The organism is Candidatus Methanomassiliicoccus intestinalis Issoire-Mx1, from assembly GCF_000404225.1.
Lineage (GTDB): Archaea > Thermoplasmatota > Thermoplasmata > Methanomassiliicoccales > Methanomassiliicoccaceae > Methanomassiliicoccus_A > Methanomassiliicoccus_A intestinalis.
In genome coordinates, this window is the sequence record NC_021353.1 from 789,484 (window position 1) to 805,081 (window position 15,598).

Sequence of the window (15,598 nt, forward strand, 5' to 3'; positions counted from 1 at the left end):
GTCCATGGATGATTTTTTTTAACGATATTCTCCTCATTACAAGTTACATATCATCCAATCTGAAAATATAAAAAAATAAGATAATATTAAAGTGTTTAAGCTGAGGGAGCAGAGACTGTAGAGTAATAGTACTCTCCCCTCTCTTTTTGTTCCCTATCTAATCTTGATCCTGGTTTGTTGATTCTGGGACGATCTGTGTCATTGTCCCTTCTAAACGTTACATCTACCTTAGCTAGGAACTTATTCATGCCGTCTCTCATATCATACGGTCCGGTGGCTCTTCCTTCACTGCCTGGTTTTCCTTCAAAAACCATCATTGTATCTGATACCATGTCCAGGAAGTAAATATCATGGTCAATGATCATAGCGCTGCGGCCTCTTTTTTCCATAACTCTCCTGATGGTTTTAGCAGCTTCCATTCTCTGGTTTGAATCTAGATATGCTGACGGTTCATCAATGAGGTATATTTCGGCTTCCCTCGAAAGACAGAGTGCAATAGCAACTCTCTGCAGTTCTCCTCCTGACAGTGTTTTAACATTTTTTTCGTACAATCTTTTTAAACTCAGGGGATGAGCTATTTCACTCTCAAAGAAACCTGATTCGAAGAATTCAGAGTTTGCAGTCATAAACAATTCTCTCACTGTGCCGTCAAAATCTGGAGCAATGTACTGCGGTTTGTATGAAACTTTCACTTGACTGTCTAACTCTCCCAATGTTGGTTTTTGCACTCCGGCTAGCATCTTTACGAATGTAGTCTTACCAATCGCATTAGGTCCGACAACACCTACAGATTCGCCGATCATTATGGACCCCGGGTCAACTGTAAGTTTAAACTCTTTATAATCACACTCTAAAGCTCCATATTCAAGGAGTTTCGCAGTCATCTGACTATCCCTTGGAGGATGACTTTCAAATCTTATCTGGGTGTCTCTGAATCTTATGTTTTCTTCTCTCATGTACCCATCCAGATATGTGTTGATTGCCGTTCTTACCTGCCTTGGCTGTGCAAATACACCGTAAGCACCTTCTGAACCGTATACTAAATATGCGCTGTCTGCCAAGAAATCTAGAATTGCTAAATCATGTTCAATTACAATTACTTGTTTTGTTTCTGAAAGATCCTGAATAATCCTTGCAACTTTGATTCTTTGATATATATCGAGGTATGACGAAGGTTCATCGAAAAAATATGTATCTGCTTCTTTCATGATGGACGCTGCAATAGCAACTCTCTGCAGTTCTCCTCCAGACAATTTATCCAGTGGTCTATTTATCACTTCATTCAGCTCAAGAAGATCTGCAGCTTCATCTACTGTCATTCTCTCTGCAACTTTGCTCAGGAGGTCTTTGACGACTCCTTTGCTGACCAGCGGAAGTTTATCTACATACTGCGGTTTGAGAGCGGTTTTAACTTTCCCCGCATACACTTTTGTAAGATAATCGCCTAATTCTGTTCCTGAGAGCCTGGAAAGTACTTCTTCTCTGTTTGGTGGGTTATCATAGTTCCCAAAATTTGGTGTTTCTTCACCTGACAGGAGTTTTATGGATGTGGTCTTTCCAATACCATTAGGCCCTAATATACCAGTGACTGCCCCTTTCTTAGGCACTGGCAGTCTATATATCCTGAAACCGTTCAAGCCATACTGATGCATAAGCTCTGTATTAAGCTCCTCTGGAAGACCTATTATCTTGATTGCTTCAAAAGGACATTTGTTTATGCATATCCCGCAGCCAGCACATAGTTCTTCTGAGATAGCAGGCTTTCCGCTGTCTCCCATTGTAATTGCTTCAACCCCTGTTCTTACCTTAGGGCAATACTTGATGCATTCTGTGTTGCATTTCTTTGGCTGACAATGGTCTCTCAGGAGTACGGCTATACGCATAAAAGTCGCAATGATTAATCACTACTAAAAACATGACGCTTATTCATCACATTTTTTTGAATCCACGGCGCATCCAACGCAGAATATTCAGTCCCACATACTTCAGCGATGACAGTTTAGTGCGGTGGTCTCCGCCCGTTTGTGTCTGTTTATTCAATATAGCTGCGATAACGTCTTTTTCATTTTTACATTCATCAGGGATGACTGTAAAGGTTCTTCCTACGGAAGGCGATGTGTGTGCATCCGATCCTCCGACTATTGGCAAGTTAAGTTTTTTTGCAAGCTTAAGAGCTCTGTAATTGCTGCTTTTCAGAGATCGTCCATTGATGCTCTCAACGGCATCGAACCCCATGCCATCAACGTTTTCTCCCCCTATGCCTGACCACCATCTGTATGGGTGAGCCGCTACGGCAATACCACCTGCTTCATGTATCATATCTACCGTATCTTTTATCGGTAGATTTCTGGGGATCAGCTTATCCACTCCGTATGCTAAAATGTGCCCTTCAGATGTGGTAACTTCGATGCCTTTAATAATGATTATATCAGAGACATCACCGACATCTTCCCAGGCGCCTATTTCATTGTGGTCTGTAAGTGCTACAGCACCAATATTTTTCACTCTGCATTCATTTAGAATTTCTGCGACGGTTTGTTTCCCATCATTAGAATGCACGGAGTGGACGTGCAGATCTGCATTCATCTGATATTCGCTCCATTCGGCATCTCGCTGCCGACCGAGACTGCTCTCCCAGATTCAGTTCTCAGTATGAGTCCCTCATCGGAATCTTCTGATGGAAGGAATACTGCCACTTTGCCACAGTCTCCTTCTCTAACATCAGCGCTTATTTCTCGTCCAATATCAACTTTATTTCCCTGAATGCTTCCTATGCGCAGTGTGAGTTTTTGGAAATCTTTGAACTCTATGCGCTTTTCATTTTGAGGCAGTCCGCTGTTGACAGCTTCTCCAGGTTCAGATTCTTCAGGTGCAGAGAGTAGCATGACTAATTCTTCTCCGGCATCGGCAGCTAGAAGCATTCCCTGTGATTCACATCCTCTCAGCTTAGCAGGCTTCAAGTTCGAGACTACAACTACCCTGCGGTTCAGCATTTCTTCTTTTGAATAGTACTTTTTAAGACCGGCAACGACCTGAATCTCGTGTCCTATATCAACTTGCAGCAGAAACAGTGAATCTGCATTAGGATGATCATCTACGCTTACTATTTTCCCTACTTTCAGATTCAGTGAACTGAATCCGCCGAATTTGTTAGTTTCTTCTTCAATAGGTTCCATCTTTGTGAATAATGGCGCAGGGCTTCTTAATTTTTGATGCTCTGCAGGAGGAATGTTTAGTGATTTCCACCCTTCATCGTATATGGTGTTGTCATATCCCAACAAATTCCATGCACCTTTCGATGAACGCGGCAGGAATGGATTGCTTAGTATTGCAAGGGCCTTTACTAGCCTAAGGTTTAAGTTAAGCGCTGAACCACACTCCTCTTTATCTTTCTTAATGAGTGCCCACGGTGCGCATGCATCAAAGTAACGGTTTCCAAACTGAGCCAATTCCATTACAGCTTTCAATGCCCGCTTAAACTCGCATTTATCTAGGTTTTCTTCTACTTCTTTAGCAGCTGCAGAAATAGCAGCAGATATCTTCTCTTCTTCCTCTGCACTTCCTTTATATTCTGGAATTTCTCCAAAGTGTTTGTGTGTAAAGCTCAATGAGCGGTGGTAGAAGTTTCCAAGTGTAGCTACAAGCTCGTTGTTGTTTTTGGTTACAAATTCGCTCCATGAAAAGTCAGCGTCTTTGTTTTCAGGCATGTTTATTGAAGCATAGTAACGTATTGAATCTGAATCGTACTTTTCCAGCATTGATGGAATATCAATTGACATCCCTCTGCTTTTGGACATCTTGTCTCCTTTGAATGTAAGAAACTCATTTGCCGGGACATCATATGGCATATTGAGTCCTCCATATGCCATCAGGATTGCCGGCCATATGATCGTATGAAATGGAATATTGTCTTTCCCTAAAAAGTAATAACTTTTCACTTCTGGATCTGTCCAGTAATCTTTCCATGCATCAGGGTTTCCGCTTTTCTTGGCCCACTCTATTGATGCTGATAAATATCCGATAACGGCTTCGAACCAGACATATATGCTTTTTCCTTCCCAGTTTTCAAGAGGAACCGGTATTCCCCAGGACATGTCTCTTGTGATTGCTCTGTCGTGTAGTCCCTCATCAAGCCAGTTTTTAGTAAATAACTGTACTGAATTTTTCCAGTCCTGTTTGTTCTCCAGCCAGTCAGTCAAAGGTTTTTGAAACTCTGATAACTTAAGAAAGAAATGTTCTGTTTCTTTCATTTCTGGAGTTGTAGAGCAGTGTACACATTTTGCATCGTTCAATCCTCCGCTTTCAAATGTATTGCCGCACTTTTCGCATTGATCTCCTCTTGCTTTTTCATTTCCACATATTGGGCAGACGCCTTCTACATACCTGTCCGGGAGAAACTTCATGCAGTGTGGGCAATAGTACTGCGGGGTGCTTTTTTTGATTAGGTAACCCTTATCCAGCAAGCTTAAGAAAATCTCACTGACAATTTTTGCATGATTTTCCGTGTGAGTTTTTGTGAACAGTGAAAATTCAATACCCATTCCTTCTATGGCTTTTTTGTTGATTTCATGGTAACGCTCGGCGATTTCTTTTGGTGTAACCCCTTCCCTGTCTGCTTTGACAGTTATTGGTGTACCATGTTGATCTGATCCAGATACCATCAAAACTTCATTGCCTTTCAGACGGTTATATCTAGAAAATATGTCTGGAGAAAGCAGAGATCCTGCTATGTGTCCAAGATGAATGGGTGAATTTGCGTATGGCCACGCTGCGCATATGAGTACCTTGCTCATTTAAATCAAATCGCCATGTCTTCGTTGGATATAAAAGATATCTGAAATAATCTGTGTTTTTCTTGCCTGCAGGGAATGATTAATATACAATCCACATAATGTGAGCTTTGATGCTTGAGGGTAAAAAATACTGCAAGTATATGCCAATGAGGGCGCTTGCCGCCATCTTCACTGTGATAATACTTGCAGCTTCAATACTGGCTCCGTTTACATATATTGTCAACGGCAACCATTTTGTTCTCCGTTTTGACGTAGAAGATATTGAAAAAGAATATGAAGTTAGCTACGGAGGCCAGGTTTACACAATAGAAGTTACAATACCTGGAGATTTGTATTACTCTTATGCGGATAAATCCAGACTCAGGGCTAGCAACGGCTGGATGGATTATGCAGCATATGTCGTTGTTGATGATGTAGTGCAAGATATTGCAGATAAGCTGAAAATAATCGCAGAGACAATAGACAAAGATTCGGATTATGTACTCGCATCTTTGATACTTGATTTTGTACATCAGACGACTTATAAAAGGGACGATACGATCAACGGAATTGAAATAGAATACCCCAAGACTCCTGTTGAAACTCTTGTAGAGAGAGGAGACTGTGAAGATCTTTCAGCTCTTTATACTTCAATAGCACTTGCGGCAGGGCTGGACTCTATAATGTTCATGTTCCCGGATAACCCTGGACACATGGCTGCAGGTGTACATCTTGAAGATAATAGAGGTCTTAAACCGTTTTACACATATGATGGTGTAGACTATTACTTCTGTGAAACGACATCTTCAGCAAAGCATCTAGGTGAAAGTACATATTGGAATAGGATAAGCGGCATGGAAGTCATATCAGACTTCCCTAATGCTTAATACTATTTCCTTTCCACACCCTAGTCGTTTCAATGATCTTATCTATGTCTGCTTCAGGAGTGCCTATCACTGCCATTAGACATTGAGAATCCAGTCCAAATATCATCAGCAATGAACTGTCAAATCCAACAGAGACTTTTAAAAGACTGTCATTCAACTCTATAGCGGATCTTTCAGCGGCACCTAGAATGATTGCAGACATCGCAGAGAAAGTATCTCTTCTTGTATCAGGTGGAATAGTTCCTTCGAGATATTCTCCACCTCTTGTAATCAGAGATGCACTGATAACACCATCAATACTTGCAATATCATCTATGCTCATCAACTGAGTTGATTTCATCATGTAGTATCTTGTTAATTAGCCTACTCCATTGTATAAATACCATTACTGTTGGATGCTCAACTCTAGCCAGTTGATTTATTGCTCCAATTATGATTTTGTCAGACAATTTGGTTTACTTAATCAAGAGCAATCTTCTACTTGTTCCAGTGGAAATGAAGGGGTCTTTGATAAATTGTCCGACAATATGCGGACAGCTCAATTTTGTTGTATAAATCTATTCAATGTGATAATACTGTATAGATGATAAAATTTCTCTTAAATTTTTTGAATATTGTGATACATCCAGTATCTTAATTAAAATATCTTCATTTATTAATTGTATCATATTTTTAGTTTTTTAAATATTCTTTTATAAATTAAATTCGGCAGACGATTTAGCAACATTTATATGCACGTTATCACCATTACGCCCTGAGGGATGCACAATGCCAAATTCGTTAGTGAAAAATGCTTTAGGCAGCGATTATATGAAAACTATCTCAGAAGCTGACAATCCAATGAGTGCATTGGATTTTGAAAATATGTCAGATGATGATAGAGCGATTCATGAGATGATTAAACAACTCGAGGTCTGCATTAAGATCATTGGATGCGGCGGAGGCGGTTGTAATACAATTAATCGTTGCGTAGATGCTGGAATAGATGGAGCTCAATTATGCGCCATTAACACTGATGCAAAGCATCTTCTCACAGTCCGAGCACCTAAAAAGATTCTTATCGGCAGGAATGTAACTCGTGGTATGGGAGCCGGAGCTCTGCCAGAAAATGGTGAAGCAGCTGCAAGAGAAAACGATGGTGACATACGTAATTTCCTGACTGGTGCTCAGATTGCATTTGTAACTGCAGGTATGGGCGGCGGAACAGGAACAGGTTCTGCACATTATGTGGCAACAATTGCTAAAGAACAGCTTCGTGCTCTTACAATCGGTGTAGTTACTTTTCCATTCAAAGCAGAGGGAACTGTGCGTGCAGAAAACGCCCTCAGAGGTTTGGATAAACTTTCTCGAATCTGCGATACAACCATTGTAATTCCTAACGATAAGCTTCTGGAATTAGTTCCTAAACTCCCTGTCGATGCAGCATTCAAAGTAGCAGATGAAGTTCTTATGCAGACAATCAAAGGTCTGACTGAGATCATTACCAAGCCCGGTCTAGTTAATTTAGACTATGCAGATATTCAGACAGTCATGAGGGAAGGCGGTGTAGCCTTTGTTGGTATCGGTGAGGCAGATACAGAAGAAGAAGACCGCGTTTCAGTAGCTGTGCAGGAAGCATTAATGTCACCTCTTCTCGGAGAGATAAATCTGAAGGAAGCCAAGGGCGCTTTGATCAGAGTTGTCGGTGGTCCAGATATGACGATTAATGAAGCTCAGAGGGCTGCAGAGATCGTTACAGAGAGTGTCAGTGATCGTGCTAGAATCATCTGGGGTTGTTCAGTAGATCCAGAATTTGAGGGCACCATAAAAGTTCTGCTCATCGTAACCGGTGCATCTTCCAAGTATGTTTATGGCAGAAACAATGGTGAATCCACAAAAGTCGGAGGATCTTTTGGAGATGAATATCGTCAATCAAGGAAACTCGGAGGAGACAATAACAGCAGGCAGCCTTCTCGTCCAAGCCAACCGTCCATGTATGACGATGATGGAATCGATATAATCCTTTGAGATTCCACATCAAATTTTTTTATAATGTTTGGCTAGATGCGGGCAACATGCCAGCATCCAGTCAGCATTTAGAATTCATATGCTGTTTCATTAAATGTTAGTGCGGGACATGGCTCCAGGCATTTTTCGCAGTGTATACAGCCTTCTCCAATGGTAATTTTTCCATCATTCAGCTTGATGGCGCCTTGTGTACATTTGCCAATACACACTCCGCATCCCACGCATTCAGCAGATTTTATGACTATTTTGCGTATTTTTTCTACTTTTTCTTTCAGGCTTTTTTCTTCCTTATCTTTAGCAATCAATGCGCCTTCTTCAAATATTGTTACATTGGAGACTGCACACCAACCTTCCTCTTCATTTAGCTCTACGTCTCCAGTGATTCTAAGAACATTGGCTGTTCTTTGAATATCCAGAGGTTTATTGAATGCTCCTTCTATGCTGAATCCCATAGTACATGGTGAAATGCCTTCTTGCAGAGACAGATTCAAGTTTTGAAGAATACTTGTTTTGACTGACTTGTCAGGTTTAATCGAAACTCCGATACGGTCGAGCTCTTCGTGTATGGACTGTGGCATCCTTCTCCACCTCCAAGCTCCATATCTTATCCATTCTTCTGGAAGCCCTCTTTTTTCAGCATATTCTTCCAGATATGACTTCCATTCCTGATATTTTGGTGATTCCTGAACAATATCCAGTTCTGCAAGGTCTGATGCTGGGCATAGATAGCAACCGATTCTGTCAAGCCCCTTTTCATACCATGGGTTGTACTCTTCTTTTTCACTTATAATCAGCATCCAAACATGAAGTGCAGTCCAGTTTTGTATGGGGGATGCACCTATCTGTCCTGGAGTCCAGGGATTTTCCCATACTTTTGGCTTCGATGCTCTAGATTCTGATTCATATCTTCGCTGCCCGATGAATGAAAGAACGCCATCTGGAAAATGTTTCATTATTGCTCTGACCGTAGGGCCGAGTTTATTTGTTTTACAGCACCATCTGTAATCTCTGCCGGGTGGACCAAAAACGTTCAAACCTTCTTTGAAAGCTTCCCGTGGTGCATATTCTAAGATTAATTCAGTGTTGTGATTTGCTGCAGTTCTTTTGACATATTCGATTGTCTCTGGAAATTCAAGTCCAGTATCTATAAAAAATAGGGGAATGTCTAAGCCGGCTTTTTTGGAGAGAATCAATACTGCTAAGGAATCCTTTCCTCCTGAAAATGAAATCATGGCCGGTCTTTGTTTTTCTTCAATAACCGTCTTCATAAATTTCTCAGAGGCAGCTATTTTCATTTCCATTTCTTTTGAATTTGCTTTGATGACTAAGTCCCATGTTGTTTCTGGAAATTTATCTGCATCTTTTGGCTCATCACACCATCTAATCTTGACGGCCATTCCACGAGATCCAGGGACAAGATCTTTTCCGCTCATTCTGGCTGTTCCCGAAGCCAGAGCCTTTCCGTTTTTACAAATAACAATTACCTCGTCACCAGATTCCAAATCATCACTGGTGGAGACAACTCCAGGAGCTAGAAGATTGGAACCGCTTAAGATTGGTTTTATGGCGCCGTCATCAGTTGTAACTATTCCTTTTGTTGCTTTATTGACAATGCACCTTGCAGCCGGCATTCTTGAAAGAAATGTCCATCCTTTGCCTATATCATACCTCATTGTGCCGATTACTTCTCCGTCCATGATCACTTCGTCCATTCTATCGAGTGCCGGGGCCTTATTGAGAAGTACAACATGATTATCTGGAATTACTGACTCTCCACAGCCTTCTCCAAATTGTCTATCTATGGTTTTTTGAATAACATCAATGTCATGTTTGAATGCAGGCCGCACATCCCCAGGCGGAGTAATATCCATCTGCCGGGTATCTCCACCACACACGGCACATTTTTTCTGTTCAAGTACGGGAACATTGCAATGATCGCACCATCGTAAAGACATTTTTCCTAAGCGGACTAGAGCCATCGTTCTCCACTTTTATTTTGAGTATAAATAGTATGCGTATCCGGTTCAGCGAAATCTGTAATCTAGGAGTCAGAATTGTCGCAAAATCTGGAGTATTGGTGATAAGTTATATACGGAAGCATTCATGCAGTGCAGAAGGTTTGTAAATGAGGACTTTCCACGCAACAGAACGTTCCTTGAATGTGGAATACGCAATACGCGACGTCCTTATCCCCGCTAGAAAGCTGGAGGAGAAAGGAGCAAAGATCATAAAGTTGCATATCGGAGACCCTAATAAGTGGGACTTTGAGACTCCAAAGCATGTTCGTGATGCATTAGGCCGTGCTGTGGAAATTAATGACAATGGTTATGCAGAGTCAGAAGGCTATCCAGAACTCAGAGCAGCCATTCTTAAAAAAGAGAAGCAGAAGAATGGTGTGGATGTAGGTATTGACAACTGTATGATTACAAGCGGCGTAACGGAAGCAATTCAGAGTCTGGTAGCAGCCACTATCAGCCCCGGCGATGAAGCCCTAGTGCCTGGTCCAGGATACCCGTCATATACTGAATTTATAAAATTCTTTAATGGGAAACCAGTTTCTTATCATAATGATGAAGAAAATGACTGGCAGCCTGATATTGATGACATGAGGAAAAAAATCACAGATAAGACTAAATTTATAACGGTGATAAATCCAAACAACCCGACCGGAGCTTTATACTCAGACAAGGTTCTTAAACAGATTGTAGACCTTGCTGGAGAATACGATCTCTTTGTACTTTCTGATGAGATTTATGATCTCATGTCATTTGAGGGAACACACCACTCTCCTGCCTCAATGACAAAAGATGTTCCAGTAGTATTATTTAATGGATTCTCGAAAGTAGACCTTCTCCCAGGATGGAGAATGGGCTACATGGTGTTTTCAGATCCTCTAAACTGTATGGATGAGATTAAAGAAGGAATTTCTAAACAGCTTAGATTACGTATCTCTGCAAACAATCCATGTCAAATGGCTGCAATCGAAGCTTTGGAAGGTCCACAGGATCATCATGAGCAGATTAACAGAAAATTGAAGGAACGCGCCCAGTACATGTATAAAAGAGTTAACAATATTCCAGGGTTAAGTATGAGAGCACCCAAAGGTGCATTCTATGCTTTCCCAAGAATTGATTCAAAGCATTGGACAAATGATATGGACTTTGTTTTGGACATCCTGGATAACTGCCATGTACTGCTTGTTCCTGGATCTGGGTTTGATGAAAAATATGGAAAGATGCATTTCCGTGCAGTATTCCTGCCGCCTCTCGACACGCTTGGTGAAGCATTCGATTCTATAGAATCCTATATGAATAAGGTGGCTTGAACTTTAGATCTTAAACAGGGGATACAAATCCTCTGTTTTAATTAATATTTTTTGCATCTTAACTGTACATATATCTACTTCTGCTGTATTATGCCCATTGCATGGGCATAAAAGATCTTCTTGGCAACAGTTCTTTCATAATGGTGCTGGCTCTTATCTTAGCGCTGATTATTGGATTCCCATATCGTGATATGGGCAGTAAGATTCCATTAATTGTTTTGGCAGTTATGATGACAGTATCCCTTTCAAGAATATCTTTTTCTAATTTAAATCCCATAAAACATAAAACTTCTGTGCTAAGAGCACTTATTCTGGGCACATTGGTAGCTTCATTTATACCTTTAGCAGCTTCGCTTTTTATTGACGATCCTCTTTACAAAGCCGGTCTTGTATTCATAGGAGCTGCACCGTTTGCAGCTTCAGTTGTACCTTTGTCCTTCATAATGAAAGGTGATGTAGAACATGCTGCGAGGGGAACCATAATTGTCTATCTTCTTTCCATCATATACATTCCAGTAATTGTGAAGTTGTTTGCAGGAGAAACTGTAAGTATACTGGATGTAGTTGGATATGTAGTAATTTTAGTATTAATCCCTATAATCCTCTCCAGGCCAGTATCTAGAGTTAAAATATCTACTTCTTCAATGCAGATATTTGTTAATCTGTGTGTTGCCATTTTGATATTTGTTTCAGTTGGATCCAATAAAAATATATTTGAAAGTGAAACAAGCCTGCTCTTAATATTCATGGGTATAGCAGTTTTAAGAACATTTGTTCTTGGCTTGGGGCTTGAGTATCTAGAAAAAAAGTGTGGTATTGCATGGGAACAGAGAGTTCCTGATGTTTTAATGGCTTCGTATAAAAATAAAGGTGTAGCTATTGCGTTAACTATGGGACTTTTGCCACCTGCAGCAGCATTCCCAATAACAGCATCCATAATTATTGAAGTCTGCTGGGTGATCTGCATGGATCGTTTTCTTTTCACATCTAAACGAAGAGAAAAAGAAATCAGGCTGGAGTCTGCATCTACACAATCTATGGATGCTTAATCTTCGATAGAAACAATCAATAAAATGGAAAAGAAATTGCCGGAAAATCGGCAATGTTTATTATTGAAGATTTTTAAGCAGTTTTACGCAAGCTTCCACAGCATCGCGCCCTTTTTCTATGCGCTCTTCTGCCTGTAATCTGGTCATCCCAGGTCCAGTGATTCCTAATGATACTGGTTTATTATACTCCAGAGACAGGTCGGTAATTTTCCTTGCCGCATGTTGTACAACAATCTCGTCATGCTCCGTTTCTCCTTCTATAACGGCACCAAGTGTTACAACACCGTCTATTCCTTCATCTTCACAGAGTTTTTTAATCGCGAGTGGCATATCATAAACTCCTGGCACATATAATATTTTTTTAATGTTTGCACCAAGAAATTCTGCATGTGCTTTCGCTCGTTCCAACATCATTGATGTAATATCAAAATTAAATTCCGATACAACTATTCCAAGATTATATTCCATTTTCATCACTCCTTAGCTGGTCCAGCATCTTCATATCCTTGGCGTAATCCTTTTCCAGCATTCTTTGTTAGTATTTCTTTGTTAAATAGTAAATTATATGCATTTCTCGCGTGTTCCTTCGCACGCTGTTTAGCTAACCAATCTAATGTTTTATTGTCTGGAGCCTCATCTTCATGCACAAATACTTCAATTATATGACGGTTAGTCATCAGTTGCGCTTGAATTATGCCTGTAGATGCTTCATGTGCGCAATTCTTATCTTTAGCCATTGGACCAGGCATTCCCAGGGCCATCACGATATCACAGTTCTCTTCTTCGATCAATTTTTTGCTTGCAACCGGGAGATCTTTTATTCCAGGCACGGTGTATCGAATAATCTTAAAACCAGTGCCCATTGTCTTAAGTTCTTCAATGGCAGCTCCACCCATATCTGATCGAGCAAAGGTTGTATCTGCAATTCCAATAATCTTCATTCTTTATACCCCAGCATGTTTGCAGTATGCCAATCTATTATCCTCTTGATTATTTTACGAGTGCCACTCAAATCGTCGTCATACTGCCCTACACGAACTACTTTAACACACAAGCCTCTTTTTTCAATCTCAGCTTCCAGATCTTTTTCGTTGAATTTCTGATCATACCCGATTGCTATTATGTCTGGTTTGATTTCCAAAACCACGCCGTACATATCATTTTCTCTACCCAGTATAGCTTCATCCACGGGTTTCAGAGCCTGTACTATTTCCAATCTCATCTTTTCTGGAGTAATCGGTTCATGTTTGTTTTTGCGCACAGTTTTATCTGTGGCTACAACCACTACCAACTCATCTCCCAATGCTTTAGCTTCGGTTAAATAATGAATATGTCCCGTATGCAGGATATCAAAAACCCCGCTAGCCATAACTCTAATCTTTATCCCTCTTATTCCAGGCATCTATAATGTCGCTGCCTTCAAGAAATACTAGTCCGTGTTTCTCTGCATATTTCATAGTCTCTTCTTTTGGCATAGATCGGCCATTGTCGCCCATGATTTCACACATTGTAGCGGAAGGAAACATATCTGCCATCATTAACATGGCTGTGCAGAGTTCAGTATGTCCGGCTCTGTCATCAAGGACACCCGGCTGTGAATTCAGCAGATGAACATGTCCTGGAGCACGGAAGTATTTACCAAACTCTTCTCTGGCTTCGGCTTCGTTCATGCTGTCGCATTTTTTGCCGAATTTAGCGAATTCGGAGATAGTAAGTGCCCTGTCAGCATCTGGAATACCAGTGAATGTCTTGCGGTGATTTATTGTGAGCGAAAATGATGATTTAGTATCATAGATCAGATCATTTGGAGCTAAACCTTTTAGAACCGGGTGAGCGTTATAGCATTCTGCCAGAAGTTCTGCCATGAATGGTAGATCAAGTTTTTTCCACATTCTGCTTGGGGCTGATGTACAAATGAGCCCACCAGCATCTTTTCTTTGTCTTTTTACACCCTCTGCAGTCATGAATTCAGAAGCGATTATGAGATCAGTCTCTCTTTCTCTCCCGTCTGAGTCATATATAAGTATAAATTCTCCATTTTTTAAGTCAGAAAATGCTTTTTTTAGATCGCTCATATTTTTCGCCTTATCCTGCATTATATAAACTATATATGTTTATTAGGTAGCTACTCATTTTTTAGTAAAATTTTTCAACATTATTCTATTGATATGCAGCTAATCATTCTTGACATCGATTTAACTATCCAAGTATGCATAGGTGGTCTTCAATCCATATCTTAAAATTAAAAATAATGTAATTTTATGATCTAGCGCATATGTGAATAATATACTAACGACTGATTAAGTATCGTCTGCAACACATTCACATTGTTAGATTATGTCCTAATTTAATTAGAATGTTATCCAATCTTTTATTAATACCTTGATGCCATTGTTCCATTATGTTTGCTGTGTTGGACGATGCAGAAGCGCTTTCAACAAAAGATGCATTAGGCATGTTGGATCAGATAATGGCATTGCCTTCGCAACTCGAATATTCATTATCAAAGTCAATATCTCTTGAACCAGGTACATTTTCAAATGTCTGTATCTGCGGTCTTGGCGGTTCTGCTATGAGTGGCGATATTCTCAGAGAATATATGAACGAACACTCATCATTTCCTACTGTAGTTGTAAGAGACACTCAGCTTCCAAAATGGGTTAATGAAAATACATTCGCTTTAATATTATCATACTCTGGAAATACGATTGAGACATTGTATATGTATGAAGAAGCAAAATCCCGAGGAGCTAGAATAGCTGGAGTTACCTCTGGAGGAAAATTAAAAGAGCTGTTTGTTGAGAACAATAATCCATTTATTGAGATTCCTTCTGGACTCCAGCCTCGTGCTGCTTTAGGATATATGTTGGGTGCCTGTGCAGTAGTGATGAAAAGTGCCAACCTATGTAATATTGCAGATGATCTAAAATCAATGATACCTTGTCTGTATGAAGAGTGTAAACAATATTCCATATCTGTGCCTATACGTGATAATCTGGCCAAAACAATTGCAGACAATCTAGAGAACACTCTTCCAGCAATCTATGGTACAATTAGTGTTGGACCAGCTGCTAAAAGGTGGAGAACACAGATTAATGAGAATTCCAAAATGCTGAGTATGTGTGGAATTCTTCCTGAGTTTAACCATAATCAGATCGTAGGGTGGATATCAACCCCATCAGCACCTGCAACAGCTGTATTCTTAAGGTCTGTTGTAGACAATATAGAAATCTCTAAAATAGTCGATGCTACTACTTCATTATTTAAAGATTCGGGTGTAGAAACAATAATCATAAATTTAGAAGGAGAAAGTAGACTGGAGTGCACAATGCGTGGAATCATTCTGGGAGATTTTGTCAGTTACTATCTGGCAGCACTGCGTGGAGTCGATCCAACGCCGATTGATCCAATATCTAAGTTGAAAGAAAGGATGACAGACATCTGATTTTAAAACCTTTAGATTATCATAGTTTATGAGTTCCAGCAATTATTAACTTCTGATAAGAACCACAGATTTGATATATTGCTGATTACACAACCTATTTTTATACCTTCATT

14 protein-coding genes are annotated in these 15,598 nt (G+C 40.2%); 5 read left to right on the forward strand and 9 right to left on the reverse strand.

The window, feature by feature from the left end; translation table 11 throughout:
* Window positions 1-95: 95 nt before the first annotated feature.
* The 3 genes from H729_RS03755 to metG are packed head-to-tail and all read right to left on the reverse strand — an operon-like array spanning window position 96 to window position 4,793.
* Complete coding sequence (locus H729_RS03755; RefSeq protein WP_048133913.1) at window positions 96-1,883, reverse strand: ribosome biogenesis/translation initiation ATPase RLI; 1,788 nt, start codon at window positions 1,881-1,883, stop codon at window positions 96-98.
* A gap of 46 nt (window positions 1,884-1,929) precedes the next feature.
* The gene (locus H729_RS03760; protein WP_020448672.1) at window positions 1,930-2,586 is read right to left on the reverse strand and encodes a CehA/McbA family metallohydrolase; all 657 of its coding nucleotides are present in this window, start codon (window positions 2,584-2,586) and stop codon (window positions 1,930-1,932) included.
* A complete protein-coding gene (gene metG / locus H729_RS03765) occupies window positions 2,583-4,793 on the reverse strand; it encodes a methionine--tRNA ligase (RefSeq protein WP_020448673.1) in 2,211 nt (736 codons plus the stop codon). The genes H729_RS03760 and metG overlap by 4 nt, the downstream gene beginning before the upstream one ends.
* A 110-nt stretch (window positions 4,794-4,903) precedes the next feature.
* Here metG and H729_RS03770 point away from each other — a divergent pair, with 110 nt between their 5' ends.
* Window positions 4,904-5,659 carry a hypothetical protein gene (locus H729_RS03770; protein WP_020448674.1) on the forward strand — a complete coding sequence of 252 codons (756 nt, stop codon included), beginning with the start codon at window positions 4,904-4,906 and terminating at the stop codon, window positions 5,657-5,659.
* Here the strand turns inward: H729_RS03770 and H729_RS03775 are convergent.
* On the reverse strand, window positions 5,649-5,981 hold the full coding sequence (locus H729_RS03775) for a roadblock/LC7 domain-containing protein (protein WP_020448675.1): 333 nt from the start codon (window positions 5,979-5,981) through the stop codon (window positions 5,649-5,651). The genes H729_RS03770 and H729_RS03775 overlap by 11 nt on opposite strands.
* Window positions 5,982-6,427: 446 nt before the next feature.
* On the opposite strand from H729_RS03775, the gene ftsZ reads away from it, so the two are divergent.
* Entirely contained in the window at window positions 6,428-7,666 is a 1,239-nt protein-coding gene (gene ftsZ / locus H729_RS03780) for a cell division protein FtsZ (protein WP_020448676.1), read from the forward strand.
* Between the two features lie 68 nt (window positions 7,667-7,734).
* Here ftsZ and H729_RS03785 read toward each other — a convergent pair whose 3' ends face one another.
* A complete protein-coding gene (locus tag H729_RS03785; protein WP_048133918.1) occupies window positions 7,735-9,645 on the reverse strand; it encodes a phosphoadenosine phosphosulfate reductase domain-containing protein in 1,911 nt (636 codons plus the stop codon).
* A 146-nt stretch (window positions 9,646-9,791) separates the two neighbouring features.
* Here H729_RS03785 and H729_RS03790 point away from each other — a divergent pair, with 146 nt between their 5' ends.
* The gene (locus H729_RS03790; protein ID WP_020448678.1) at window positions 9,792-10,991 is read left to right on the forward strand and encodes an aminotransferase class I/II-fold pyridoxal phosphate-dependent enzyme; all 1,200 of its coding nucleotides are present in this window, start codon (window positions 9,792-9,794) and stop codon (window positions 10,989-10,991) included.
* Between the two features lie 101 nt (window positions 10,992-11,092).
* Entirely contained in the window at window positions 11,093-12,040 is a 948-nt protein-coding gene (locus H729_RS03795) for a bile acid:sodium symporter family protein (protein ID WP_020448679.1), read from the forward strand.
* 60 nt (window positions 12,041-12,100) lie between these two features.
* Here H729_RS03795 and ribH read toward each other — a convergent pair whose 3' ends face one another.
* Genes ribH through ribB form a run of 4 tightly spaced genes read right to left on the reverse strand, consistent with a single transcriptional unit; the run spans window position 12,101 to window position 14,115 of the window.
* Window positions 12,101-12,508: a 6,7-dimethyl-8-ribityllumazine synthase gene (ribH, locus tag H729_RS03800; protein ID WP_020448680.1), complete on the reverse strand. Its 408-nt coding sequence runs from the start codon at window positions 12,506-12,508 to the stop codon at window positions 12,101-12,103.
* A gap of 5 nt (window positions 12,509-12,513) precedes the next feature.
* Window positions 12,514-12,981: a riboflavin synthase gene (gene ribC / locus H729_RS03805; RefSeq protein ID WP_020448681.1), complete on the reverse strand. Its 468-nt coding sequence runs from the start codon at window positions 12,979-12,981 to the stop codon at window positions 12,514-12,516.
* Window positions 12,978-13,409, reverse strand: a complete 432-nt coding sequence (locus H729_RS03810) for an adenylyltransferase/cytidyltransferase family protein (protein WP_236608651.1) — start codon at window positions 13,407-13,409, stop codon at window positions 12,978-12,980. Before H729_RS03810 ends, ribC begins: the two co-directional genes overlap by 4 nt.
* 4 nt (window positions 13,410-13,413) lie before the next feature.
* Window positions 13,414-14,115, reverse strand: a complete 702-nt coding sequence (gene ribB, locus H729_RS03815) for a 3,4-dihydroxy-2-butanone-4-phosphate synthase (protein WP_020448683.1) — start codon at window positions 14,113-14,115, stop codon at window positions 13,414-13,416.
* Between the two features lie 326 nt (window positions 14,116-14,441).
* Between ribB and H729_RS03820 the strand changes: the two genes are divergently transcribed.
* A complete protein-coding gene (locus tag H729_RS03820) occupies window positions 14,442-15,485 on the forward strand; it encodes a bifunctional phosphoglucose/phosphomannose isomerase (protein WP_020448684.1) in 1,044 nt (347 codons plus the stop codon).
* Window positions 15,486-15,598: the final 113 nt, after the last annotated feature.